This is a genomic window from Microlunatus antarcticus, assembly GCF_014193425.1.
Classification (GTDB): domain Bacteria; phylum Actinomycetota; class Actinomycetes; order Propionibacteriales; family Propionibacteriaceae; genus Microlunatus; species Microlunatus antarcticus.
The window spans coordinates 588,834-601,291 of the sequence record NZ_JACHZG010000001.1 but is presented as its reverse complement, the minus strand read 5'-3'; the positions used below and the strand labels follow the sequence as shown (position 1 = coordinate 601,291).

Sequence of the window (12,458 nt, the reverse complement as noted above, 5' to 3'; positions counted from 1 at the left end):
CGGCGGCACACCGACGGCGGCCGTACGGGCGGTAGTGTCCGGCGCCGGACGCAGGAACTCGAGGCGGGTGGACCCACGATGGCGACGAGCGGGCAGACCTGGGCGGAGCGCGAGTACACGGCGGCGCTGCTGGTCCTGACGGCGGCGACGGGCGCGGTGGACGGCGTCAGCTATCTCGCGCTGGACCGCGTCTTCACCGGCAACATGACCGGGAACGTGCTGTTCATCGGCTTCGGGCTCATGGGCGTGCAGGGCATCCCGGTGCTCAACAACCTGGTCGCGCTGCTCACGTTCCTGCTCGGTGCCGCGCTGGGCTCACGCCTCACGCGCCGCGGGTCGGACGGCGCGGTCAAGCTGCCGCGGTCGTCCATGGCGGTGCTGCTCGGCACGACCATCGGAACCCTGGCGCTGGCCGGCGTGTGGTTCGCCCTCGGCCGGCTCGGGACGACGGAGATGATCGTCATCACCGGCGTGCTCGCCCTGCTGCTCGGCGCGCAGGCCTCGGCGGTCAAGCACGTCGGCATCCGCGACCTGTCCACCGTCGTCGTGACGATGACCATGGTCAACCTGGCCGCGGACAGCCGCCTCGCGGGCGGCGCTGGGACGGCGTGGTTCCGGCGGGTGGGCGCGATCGTGACCATGGGCCTCGGGGCCCTCGCCTCCGCCGCGGTCGTCCGCTACCTCGGCGGCGCGTACGCCCTGGTCCTCGCCGGCGTGCTCATGCTCGTCGCCCTCGGGCTGCTCCACCGCGCCCGCCGGGCCGACCACCGCTACGTCGAGGCGACCGCCACCAGCGCAGCGCCGTCCGCCGCCTGACCCACCCGCTCACCCGCGAGGCGTACCTTCCGCCGCGAGGCGCACCCTGCAGGGTGCGCGCGAGCGCAGAAGGTGCGCGTGGCGGATCGAGCCCCGCCCACAACGGTGCGGACGCGAGCGCGTCTGCCCGGTCGGATTCGCGCACTCTCGCCCACCGTTCCTGCCGGGAAACGCTGACTCCCGCCGGCTCACGACTCGATCCCGGTGACGGACGTCAGCGTTTCCTTGCCCACAGAGGGCGCTGGGGAGGAGCGGAGCGGACCGGATGGGGCGGGGCCGGGCGATCCCCTACTCCCACTCGATCGTGCCCGGGGGCTTGCTGGTGATGTCGACGACGACCCGGTTGACCTCGCGGACCTCGTTGGTGATGCGCGTGCTGATCGCCTCGAGGACCTCGTACGGCAGGCGGCTCCAGTCGGCGGTCATCGCGTCCTCGCTGGTGACCGGGCGCAGCACGACCGGGTGGCCGTACGTCCGCCCGTCGCCCTGGACGCCGACCGAGCGCACGTCGGCGAGCAGGACGACCGGGAACTGCCACACGTCGCGGTCGAGGCCGGCGGCGGTGAGCTCGGCGCGGGCGATCGCGTCGGCGGCGCGCAGGATCTCGAGGCGGTCGCGGGTGACCTCGCCGATGATGCGGATCGCCAGGCCCGGGCCGGGGAACGGGTGGCGCCAGACGATTGCCGGCGGCAGCCCGAGCTCCAGCCCGACCGCGCGGACCTCGTCCTTGAACAGCGTCCGCAGCGGCTCGACGAGCGCGAACTGCAGGTCGTCGGGCAGGCCGCCGACGTTGTGGTGGCTCTTGATGTTGGCCGCGCCCTCGCCGCCGCCGGACTCGACGACGTCGGGGTAGAGCGTGCCCTGCACCAGGAACTCGACGTCGCCGCCGTCGCCGCCCTCCGCCGCCGCCCGCTCGACCACGCCGCGCGCCGCCGCCTCGAACGTGCGGATGAACTCGCGCCCGATGATCTTGCGCTTGGTCTCGGGGTCGGTGACCCCGGCGAGCGCGTCGAGGAACTGGTCGGCCACGTCGGCGACCACGAGGTCGACGCCGGTCGCGGCCACGAAGTCGCGCTCGACCTGCTCGGCCTCGCCCGCCCGGAGCAGGCCGTGGTCGACGAACACGCAGGTCAGCTGCTTCCCGACCGCGCGCTGCACGAGGGCCGCTGCGACGGCGGAGTCCACCCCGCCCGACAGCCCGCAGACGACCTGCTTGTCGCCGACCTGGGCGCGGACGGCGGCGATCGCGTCGTCCAGGATGCTCGCGGGCGTCCAGTCGGGCGTGCAGCCGGCGATGTCGAAGAGGAACTGCTCCAGCACGCGCTGGCCCGCCTGCGTGTGCAGGACCTCGGGGTGCCACTGGACGCCGGCGAACCCGCGCTCGGTGTCCTCGAACGCGGCGATCGGGGCCCCCGCGGAACCGGCGAGCGCCGTGAAGCCGGGCGGCACGGCCGCCACCGAGTCGCCGTGGCTCATCCACACGGCCAGCTCGTCGGGCAGGCCCTGCAGCAGCGTGCCGGGCACGTCGACGCGGGCCTTCGTCCGACCGAACTCGCTCAGGCCGGTCTGCGCGACGTCCCCGCCCAGCGCGGACGCCATGGCCTGGAAGCCGTAGCAGATCCCGAACGCCGGCACCCCGGAGGCGAAGAGCCCGGCGTCGACCTGGGGCGCGCCCGGCGCGTACACCGACTGCGGTCCGCCGCTGAGGATGATCGCCTTGGGGCGGCGTGCCATCACCTGCTCGACGGTCGCCGTGTGCGGCATGATCTCGGAGAAGACGCGGGCCTCGCGGACGCGGCGGGCGATCAGCTGCGCGTACTGGGCGCCGAAGTCGATCACCACGACGAGGTCGTGGTCGCCCACCCGCTCCAGCGGCGTCGGCTCGATCGGGGCGGTGGTGCTCATGCGGACGTCCTTCTTCTCGGGCGAGGGCCGAGTCTAGGGGTGGGGCCGCGGCCGCTCAGGTGGCGACGTCGCGCAGGACGGCCTCGTGGTGCCGCACGACCTCGGCGACGATGAAGCCGAGGAACTTCTCGGCGAACTCGGGGTCGAGCCGGGCCTCCACGGCGAGGGCGCGCAGCCGGGCGATCTGCTGGGCCTCGCGGGCCGGGTCGGCGGGCGGCAGCCCGTGCTCGGCCTTCAGCAGACCGACCTGCTGGGTGACGGCGAAACGTTCCGCGAGCAGGTGGACCAGGGCCGCGTCCATGTTGTCGATGCTGTGGCGCAGCCGCCCGAGCTCGGCCGACACGTCCTCGTCCATGGCGGTCATCGTAGTGAACCGTCCGGGACCGGCGCCCCGCCGTCCGCGGCGTCAGCGCCCGACGACGGCCTCCTCCGCGTCGACGAGCCCGTGGCCGTCGACGCGGGTGAAGCCCGACCCGAGGTCGTTCCGGAGCTGGCCGCTGGTGCGCTTGCCCCCCGTCGTCCGGACGGTGAAGGTCAGCCCCGCCTTGTCCTTCTTCCCCGACGGCAGGACGGTCGCCCCGCCGAGCTCGTCGGCGCCGTTGCCCTCGTCGGCCGTCCCGTCCCCGGAACGCGCCAGGTCGCGGTCGACGCCGAACTCGAGCGTGTCGCCGCGGCGCAGGCCGTCGGCGAAGGTGAGCGTGAGCCGGCGGAACTGGCCGTTCCCGGTCGAGCCCGCGTACGACGCGGTGACGTCCGCGGCGTCCAACCCACCGTCGGTGTCCCCGACGACGAAGGGGAACCCGACGCGCTGGCGGGGCTCGGCGGCGTCGTACGGGCGCGGGTCGAAGACGATCCCGCCCGAGGGCGTCGACCCGGCGAGCCCGAGCGCGGTGGGGCTCGCGGTCGTGCCGTCGAGGGTCACCGAGCGCATGGTCTTGCCGCTGCGGTTGCGGAGCGTGAAGAAGTGCGCGTCCGTCATCGAGCCCGGGACCAGCCCGGACTCCGGCGAACCGGTCCCCTCGGCGCGCAGCTCGACCCCCGCCGCGGTGCCGTCGGCCGAACCGGGGTCGCGGTCGTGCGCGAACGTCGCGTCCTCGAGCCGCGAGCGCAGCGTCGACGGGCTCAGCGTCTTCCGCTTCTTCTCCGCCTGCTGCACGGCCAGCGCCGCGATCCCCGCCACGTGCGGCGCGGCGGCGCTCGTGCCGAAGAAGTTGGGCCGGTCGTCGACGTCGGCCGAGGTGTCCGACCCGAAGAACGTCGAGTTCCCGCCGTCCGTCCCGGCGACCTGGGGCACCGTGCGCTGGCGTCGGCTCTTCTTCAGGGGCTCCCCGTCGGAGCCGTACAGGACCTCGAGCGTGCCGCCGGTCGCGCTGTACGGCTCGGGCAGGAAGGGACGGAACGGGTCGTACGCCGCGACAGCCGTGGCCCCGCGGGCGGTGGCGTGCCCGAAGATCCCGGGGTCGCTGGCCACCGCGTGCTCGGCGAGCTCCGCGTCGCCGAACAGGACGGTCCGCAGCCGGTGGGCACCCACCTCGCCCCGGCCACTCCGGGAGACGACGATCTGCACCTTCGGCACGCCGGAGATCGGCAGCAGCTCGAGCGGCCGGCCGGTCGCGACGTTGATGTCGGCGGAGTCGCCCAGGAACGTCCCGTCCTCGTCGAAGACGAGCAGGTTGAGGTCGGTCGTGACGGCCGACGGCGCCAGCACGGGGCTGACGTCGACCGTGAAGTCGCCGGTCTCGTCCTCGTAGCCCGCGACCTCGACCGTGTACGGGCCCGGCCGGGTGAGCCGGGTCGACCAGACCTCGCCCGCCCCGGCGTCGGAGCGGACGAGCTGCCGGCCGTCGGGGTCGGTGATCGTCATGACCAGGTCCGTGGTGCCGCTCGGCACGCCCTCCGCCCGGAACTGGACGGTCCGGCCCAGCTGGTCGGCCGTCGGGGTGACGGTGAACGTCGTCGTGCGCTCCGCGCTGGTGACCGTGCCCTCGCTCGAGAAGAACGGCGCGCCGATGGTGGGGCCGTCCAGGTCGACGGGGTCGTCCCACTGCAGGTCGATGACCCCGCCCGCGGGGCCGAGGGCGACGTCCTGCGCCACGTCCACCCCGGCGCCCTGCCGCAGGTCGGCGAAGCCGCCGTCGTAGAGGCTCGGGTCGACGGCGGCGAGGTCGAGGTTCGAGCCCGCCCGCGCCGTCTCGGCCGAGACCAGGCGCAGCGGTGCGTCCCAGGCCTGGTGGCTGCCCTGGTTGCCGGCCGAGGTGACGTAGTGGACGCCCTGCGCGGCGACGTCGTCGACCGCGTCGCTGATGATCCCGTCGGAGAACATCGGCTCGTCGAAGTACACGACGTCGTCGACGACCACGTCCGCCGCGCACGCACCCTTCGGGTCGGCCAGGCGCCGGATGTTCTCGGCGAAGCGCACCTCCCCCGCCTGCGCGGTGGCGAAGCAGAGCTTGGCCGCGGGCGCGACGTCGTGCGCGATCTGGAGCATCGCGCGGCCCTCGTCGACGCCGCCGAGACCGCGGCCGTACTCGTCCAGGACGACGACGGGGGTCGGGTGGGCCGCGTTCCCGGCGCCGGGGAGGTCGCCGCTGGCGACGTCCTGCGCGGCGTGCACGGTGAGCGGCTCGCCGTCGAGGGTGGTCGTCGCGACGTCGTACGAGTCCGAGAGCGCGCCGATCGTGACGCCCCGGCCGTCGAGGCCGGCCTTGCGGAGCGCGTCCACCCGCTGGAGCGCGACCCCCTGCGACGTCGTCGCCCCGACGTTCGTGCCGGGCCGGACCGCCTGCGCGAGGGTGGCCCGTCCGGGCAGCGCCGCGAGCGTGGGGACGGCCTCGAGGGCGACGAAGCCCTCGAGGGTGCCCCGCCCGGCGTCGGTGCTCTGCACGACGAGCCCGGCGGCCTCGGCCGACCGGCGGAACGCGGCCCGGTCGACGCCGGCCCGGGGCGTCAGGTCCACCAGCACGCGTCCGTCGGCGTCGCGCACGGCGAGCGACTCCTGGTCGACGCGGAAGCCGCCCGTACGCCGCTGGGCCCCACCGGAGCCCGGGGCGAGGAGCCGACCGAGGCCGCTGCCCAGCGAGCGGTCGACCTTGCCCGGCCCGGACGCCGGCGGGGGTGCCGCCTGCGTCGTCGTCGGGACGGTCACGACGGTGACGCCGACGAGCACGCCCGCCAGCACCGCCGCCCAGGTGCGCCCTGCTGCAGCCACGGTTCTCCCTCGGTCGCGCACGGTTTTGTCGCGGACGAACCTAAGGGAGATCGGCGGGTTCTGCTGGTGGTTCTGCGCTCGGGAACTGTGTGCTCACGGGGTTCTAAGCTCAGGAGTTCTGCACTCAGGGCCGGTCGAGCACGACCTCGACGCGCTGGAACTCCTTGACGTCGGAGTAGCCCGTGGTGGCCATCGCCTTGCGGAGCGCGCCGACGAGGTTCATGGTGCCGTCGGGCACGGTCGACGGGCCGTGCAGGATCTCCTCCAGCGTGCCGACCGTCCCGTAGTGCACCCGCTCGCCGCGCGGCAGCGTCGCGTGCCAGGCCTCGGGCCCCCAGTGGAAGCCGCGGCCCGGTGCCTCGACGGCCTTGGCCAGCGGCGAGCCGACCATGACCGCGTCGGCGCCGCAGGCGATCGCCTTGGCGATGTCGCCGGAGCGGCCCACCGACCCGTCGGCGATGACGTGGACGTAGCGCCCGCCGGACTCGTCGAGGTAGTCCCGGCGCGCCGCGGCGACGTCGGAGGTGGCCGACGCCATCGGCACGGCCAGGCCGAGCACCGAGCGCGTCGTGTCGGCCGCTCCCCCGCCGAAGCCGACGAGGACGCCCGCCGCACCGGTCCGCATGAGGTGGAGCGCGGCCTGGTAGGTCGCGCAGCCCCCGACGATCACGGGCACGTCGAGGTCGTAGATGAACTGCTTGAGGTTGAGCGGCTCGACGTCGCGCGAGACGTGCTCGGCCGACACCGTCGTCCCGCGGATGACGAAGAAGTCCACGCCGGAGTCGACGACGTGCTTGGCGAAGGCCTGGGTGTTCTGCGGCGAGAGCGCGCCCGCGGCGACGACGCCGGCCGCGCGGATCTCCGCGATGCGGGCCCCGATCAGCTCGGGCTTGATCGGCTCGGCGTAGATCTCCTGCATCATCCGCGTGGCCGCGGCCGGGTCGGGCTCCGAGGTGATCGTGTCCAGCAGCGGCTCGGGGTCCTCGTAGCGGGTCCACAGGCCCTCGAGGTTGAGCACGCCGAGGCCGCCGAGCCGGCCGAGCAGGATCGCCGTCTGCGGGGACATCACCGAGTCCATCGGGGCCGCGATCAACGGCAGGTCGAACGTGCCGGCGTCGATCCGCCAGCTCAGCGAGACCTCCTGCTCCCCGCGTGTGCGTCGCGAGGGCACGATCGACACGTCGTCGAACGCGTACGCCTGCTGGGCCCGCTTGTTGCGGCCGATCTCCACCACCATGCGCCCAGTCTGGCGCAGACGGCCCACCCTGCGCGACCGCGCGTCAGCGACCGCCCCGCAGGTGCGCCTGCACCAGGTCGTCGAGCTCGGCCTCGGTGAGCCCGTCCGCGCGGTCGGCGTGCCGGGCGTCCGAGCGCACCCAGCGCACGAACAGGAGCAGCAGGATCGGCAGGTCGGCCACCTCGGCGATGGACCAGAGGACGTCGCCCGACCAGTGCTGGTCGGTCAGCGGCGACGGGAACCACCCCGGCCGCGTCCCGACGACCGCGCCCACCCCGTCCAGCACGTGCCCGGTGAGGCGCAGCACCAGGCCGGGGATCGCGTCGAGCACCAGCTCGACGAAGGCGAAGGCGAACTCCGCGGCGATGAAGACCTCGCTGCGCAGCCCGGTGTGCGCGGCGATCGGCAGGACGAAGAGCAGCCCGAGCACCGGCAGCACCAGGCCGGTCCCCTCCTCGGCCAGCGCGCTGGTCCGCCAGGCACCGGCGAGCGGGGTCAGGAACACGCAGAAGACCGCGCAGCCCACCACCGGCGCGACGATCGCGTTGCCCAGCAGCCGGACCGGCCGCGAGCCGAGGAACGTGCGGACCCCGGCGGCCCCGCCCGGCGGCAGCGCCGCGTACGCGAGGTCGAGCGGGCGCCCGAGCAGGGTCAGCAGCGGCACCACGAGCAGGAGCAGGGCGACCCGGGTGGTGAACGCCCAGCGCAGGTCCTCGCTCCGTGCACCGAGGAACCCGAAGGAGATGACCGCGTACGACCCCAGCCCGGCCAGCACGAAGCCGAGCGTGCGCCGCACCGGCCAGGTCCCACCGGTCCGGCGGACGCGCCGCACCCCCGCGACGTACGCGAGCAGGACCAGCGCGAGGGCCACGGCCGCGACCGGGTCGATCCGCCAGGTGGAGAAGAAGGTCTCGGCGGGAGGCATCAGGGGGCTACGGCGCGCTAGCCGGCGTAGTTCGGGGCCTCGACGGTCATCTGGATGTCGTGCGGGTGGGACTCGCGCAGGCCGGCCGACGTGATCCGGACGAACGATCCGCGCTCCTGCAGCTGCGGGATGGTGGCCGCGCCGGTGTAGAACATCGACTGCCGCAGCCCCCCGACGAGCTGGTAGGCGACCGCCGCGAGCGGGCCGCGGTAGGGCACCTGGCCCTCGATGCCCTCGGCGATCAGGTTGGAGTCCGAGGTCACGTCGCCCTGGAAGTAGCGGTCCTTGGAGTACGACGCGGAGCGTCCGCGCGAAGCCATCGCCCCGAGCGAGCCCATGCCGCGGTAGGTCTTGAACTGCTTGCCGTTGACGAAGACGAGCTGGCCCGGGCTCTCGTCGCAGCCGGCGAGCAGCGACCCGAGCATGACGGTGTCCGCGCCGGCGACGAGCGCCTTGGCGATGTCGCCCGAGTACTGCAGCCCGCCGTCGCCGATCAGCGGCACACCCGCCGGTCGGCAGGCGCGGGAGGCGTTGTGGATCGCGGTGACCTGCGGGACGCCGACGCCGGCGACGACGCGGGTGGTGCAGATCGAGCCCGGCCCGACCCCGACCTTGACCCCGTCGACGCCGGCCTCGACGAGGGCCTTGGCGCCGGCGTACGTGGCCACGTTCCCGCCGACGACGTCGACGTGCGCGGCCGCCGGGTCCGCCTTGAGGCGGCGGACCATCTCGAGGACGCCCTGGGAGTGGCCGTGCGCGGTGTCGACGACGAGCAGGTCGACGCCCTCCTCGACCAGCGACATCGCCCGCTTCCACGACTCGCCGAAGAACCCGACCGCCGCACCGACGCGCAGCCGGCCCTGGTCGTCCTTGCTGGCGTTCGGGTACTGGTCGGCCTTGACGAAGTCCTTGAGCGTGATGAGCCCGCGCAGCCGGCCCGTCGCGTCGACCAGCGGCAGCTTCTCGATCTTGTGGGTGGCGAGCAGGCGCATGGCGTCCTCGCCCGAAATCCCGACCTCGCCGGTGACGAGCGGCATCGGGGTCATCACCGCGCCCACCAGGCGCGTCGGGTCGTTCTCGAAGCGCATGTCGCGGTTGGTGATGATGCCGAGCAGGCGCAGGTCGCGGTCCACCACCGGCACGCCGGAGATGTGGAAGCGCGCGCAGAGGGCGTCCGCCTCGCCGATCGTGGCGTCGGGGGTGATGGTGATCGGCTCGTCGACCATCCCGGCCTCGGACCGCTTGACGAAGTCGACCTGGTGGGCCTGGTCCTCGATGGAGAGGTTGCGGTGGATGATCCCCAGCCCGCCCTGGCGCGCGATGGCGACGGCCATCCGCGACTCCGTGACGGTGTCCATCGGCGACGAGATCAGCGGGACCTTGACCTGGATCCGCTTGGACACCCAGGTCGACGTGTCGGCCTCGGACGGGATGACGTCGCTCTCGTGCGGCTGGAGCAGCACGTCGTCGAAGGTCAGGCCCAGGGCCGCGAACGGGGCCGGCACGCCCGGGCCCGAGGCCCAGTCGTCCTCCTCCGGACCACGGTCCGAAGCGCTGGAGGGCAGCTGCCCGGGGAACATCGGCACGGCACAGTCCTTCTCGCACGACGGAGCCCCGAGTCTAGCGCCGCGACCGACGCGCCCCCTCCGCCGAGACGGGCGTGGGTCAGGCGGCGACCGGCCGGGTGGGACGGTCCGCGAAGCGCTCGCGGCTGTCGGCCGAGTCGGCCACCAGGCGCCGGAGCCGGGCGAGCGCGCGGTGCTGCGTCACCCGTACGGCGTTGGCGGTGAGCCCCACGATCGCGCCGACCTCGTCGGCGCTGAGACCCTCCGCGCGCAGCCGGACGACCTGGGCCATCCGCGGCGGCAGCCGCTCGAGCAGCGCCAGGGCGGCGGCGACGTCCGAGCGGGCCATCGTCTGCTGCTCCGGACCGAGGGCCGGCTCGGCCCGGTCCGGGAGCTCGTCGACGACGTGGAACGGGGTGCGGGCGTAGCGGCGCTGGGCGTCGGCGACCTTGTTGGAGGCGATGGCGTAGACGAGGGCCGCGAACGGGGCGCCGCTGTCGGTGTAGCGCGGCAGCACGTCCACGACGGCGAGGCAGACCTCCTGGGTCACGTCCTCGGCCACCTCGGCACCGCCGCTGTAGGTGGACAGGCGGGCGCGGGTGTAGCGGAGCACCGCCTTGCGGACGGCGGTGATCAGGAGGTTGATCGCGACGTTCTCGCCGGCGCACGCGCGGGCGACGAGGTCGTGGTCGGAGAGGGCCTGGCTGAGGTCGGTGGTTGTCACCGGGGACTCCATCTACTCCCCGAGTGGATGGCTGTGGGGCGAGCTCCCGTGCCGCTCCGGTGGCCCCGCCGGAGATGTCACAGGCCGTACGGAGTCAGGTGCGACTCCTCGTCCTACGTGAGCGATCCCCCGACCGCTTCATGGGCAATCTTCATTGTCCAACGTTGTCAACGCCACAGCTGCACCACTTCGTTACCGAAGTGTGATCGTTCACCTGTTGCGCTACTTGACTACACGGGTTGTTACCTGATCGAGCCGTCCGACCGACCGGGCGACCACCCTCGTACGGTGTGACGATCTAACCACCGCGGGCTCGATTTTGCGACTGCTCAGAATAATTTGGCGCGTTCTGGGTAACCCTGGGTGCCGATGCTGCGCCGAGAACGCAGGAGGCCGCCCCGCCGGGTGGCGGGACGGCCTCGAGCAGGCGTCGGAGACGTCAGGTCAGTGCGAGTGACCCGCCCCGGCCGGAGCCGGCTCCTCTTCCTCGGGCTTCTCCACCACGAGGGTCTCCGTGGTGAGGAGCAGCGCGGCGATCGACGCGGCGTTGGCCAGCGCGGAGCGCGTGACCTTGACCGGGTCGATGACGCCCCAGGCGATCAGGTCGCCGTACTCGTCGGTGGCCGCGTTGTAGCCCGAGCCGGGCTCCATCTCGGCGACCTTCGCGGTGACGACGTAGCCCTGGACGCCACCGTTCTCGGCGATCCAGCGCAGCGGCTCGACGACCGAGCGGCGGACGATGCCGACGCCGGTCTTCTCGTCGCCGGTCAGACCCAGGTCACCGTCCAGCGCCTTGACGGCGTGGATGAGGGCGGCGCCGCCACCGGCGACGATCCCCTCCTCGATGGCTGCACGCGTCGCGGACACGGCGTCCTCGATGCGGTGCTTCTTCTCCTTGAGCTCGACCTCCGTGGCCGCGCCGACCTTGATGACGCAGACCCCGCCGGCGAGCTTGGCGACCCGCTCCTGCAGCTTCTCGCGGTCCCAGTCGGAGTCGGTCCGCTCGATCTCGGAGGAGAGCTGGGCAACGCGAGCCTTGACGGCCTCGGCCTCGCCCGACCCGTCGACGATCGTGGTGTTGTCCTTCGTCACCACGATGCGGCGGGCGCGGCCCAGCTGCTCCAGACCGACCTGGTCGAGCTTGAGCCCGATCTCCGGCGCCACCACGGTGCCGCCGGTGAGGATCGCGATGTCCTCGAGCATGGCCTTGCGACGGTCACCGAACGCCGGCGCCTTGACGGCGACCGAGGTGAACGTGCCGCGGATCTTGTTGACGACCAGCGTCGAGAGCGCCTCGCCGTCGACGTCCTCGGCCACCACGAAGAGGGTGCCCGACGCGCCGATGACCTTCTCCAGCAGCGGGAGGAGGTCCGACATCGAGGATATCTTGCCGGAGTTGATGAGGATGTAGGGGTTGTCGAGAACCGCCTCCATCCGCTCCGGGTCGGTCACGAAGTACGGCGACAGGTAGCCCTTGTCGAACTGCATGCCCTCGGTGAACTCGAGCTCGGTGCCCATGGTGTTGGACTCGTCGACGGTGATGACGCCGTCCTTGCCGACCTTGTCGAACGCCTCGGCGATCAGGGCGCCGATGTCGGCGTCCCGGGCGGAGATGGTCGCGACCGACGCCATGTCGGAGGTCGTCTGGATCTCGCGGGCGTCGGCGTGCAGACGCTCGGTCACCGCGGCGACCGCCGCGTCGATGCCGCGCTTCAGCCCGACCGGGTTGGCCCCGGACGCGACGGCGCGGAGGCCCTCGTGCACGAGGGCCTGGGCGAGGACGGTCGCGGTCGTCGTGCCGTCACCGGCGACGTCGTTGGTCTTGGTCGCGACCTCCTTGGCGAGCTGGGCGCCGAGGTTCTCGTACGGGTCGTCGAGCTCGACCTCACGGGCGACGGTCACACCGTCGTTCGTGATCGTGGGAGCGCCCCACTTCTTGTCGAGGACGACGTAGCGGCCCTTCGGGCCGAGCGTCACCTTCACGGTGTTGGCGAGGACGTCGACGCCACGCTCGAGAGAGCGGCGCGCCTCCTCGTCGAACTGGAGGATCTTGGCCATGTGTGCTTGTTCCTCTGTCC

General features: G+C 73.0%; 9 protein-coding genes. 1 reads left to right on the top strand and 8 read right to left on the bottom strand.

What is annotated here, in order from left to right; genetic code table 11:
• The first annotated feature begins 78 nt into the window (after positions 1-78).
• Positions 79-816 carry a YoaK family protein gene (locus tag FHX39_RS02745; RefSeq protein ID WP_183336606.1) on the top strand — a complete coding sequence of 246 codons (738 nt, stop codon included), beginning with the start codon at positions 79-81 and terminating at the stop codon, positions 814-816.
• A gap of 288 nt (positions 817-1,104) precedes the next feature.
• Here FHX39_RS02745 and guaA read toward each other — a convergent pair whose 3' ends face one another.
• From guaA to groL, 8 genes are all read right to left on the bottom strand, one after another.
• Positions 1,105-2,721: a glutamine-hydrolyzing GMP synthase gene (gene guaA, locus FHX39_RS02740; protein ID WP_183336604.1), complete on the bottom strand. Its 1,617-nt coding sequence runs from the start codon at positions 2,719-2,721 to the stop codon at positions 1,105-1,107.
• 55 nt (positions 2,722-2,776) lie between these two features.
• Positions 2,777-3,076: a chorismate mutase gene (locus FHX39_RS02735; protein WP_198423237.1), complete on the bottom strand. Its 300-nt coding sequence runs from the start codon at positions 3,074-3,076 to the stop codon at positions 2,777-2,779.
• Positions 3,077-3,127: 51 nt separating this feature from the next.
• Entirely contained in the window at positions 3,128-5,929 is a 2,802-nt protein-coding gene (locus tag FHX39_RS21955; RefSeq protein WP_183336600.1) for a S8 family serine peptidase, read from the bottom strand.
• A 124-nt stretch (positions 5,930-6,053) separates the two neighbouring features.
• Entirely contained in the window at positions 6,054-7,163 is a 1,110-nt protein-coding gene (locus tag FHX39_RS02725) for a GuaB3 family IMP dehydrogenase-related protein (RefSeq protein ID WP_332836927.1), read from the bottom strand.
• A 46-nt stretch (positions 7,164-7,209) separates the two neighbouring features.
• Entirely contained in the window at positions 7,210-8,091 is an 882-nt protein-coding gene (locus FHX39_RS02720) for a cytochrome c oxidase assembly protein (RefSeq protein WP_183336596.1), read from the bottom strand.
• Positions 8,092-8,108: 17 nt separating this feature from the next.
• Positions 8,109-9,671, bottom strand: a complete 1,563-nt coding sequence (guaB, locus tag FHX39_RS02715; RefSeq protein ID WP_183340825.1) for an IMP dehydrogenase — start codon at positions 9,669-9,671, stop codon at positions 8,109-8,111.
• An 85-nt stretch (positions 9,672-9,756) separates the two neighbouring features.
• Positions 9,757-10,380 (bottom strand): sigma-70 family RNA polymerase sigma factor, encoded by a 624-nt coding sequence (locus FHX39_RS02710; RefSeq protein WP_183336595.1) that lies wholly within the window; start codon positions 10,378-10,380, stop codon positions 9,757-9,759.
• Positions 10,381-10,824: 444 nt separating this feature from the next.
• Positions 10,825-12,438: a chaperonin GroEL gene (groL, locus tag FHX39_RS02705; protein WP_183336593.1), complete on the bottom strand. Its 1,614-nt coding sequence runs from the start codon at positions 12,436-12,438 to the stop codon at positions 10,825-10,827.
• Positions 12,439-12,458 lie beyond the last annotated feature (20 nt).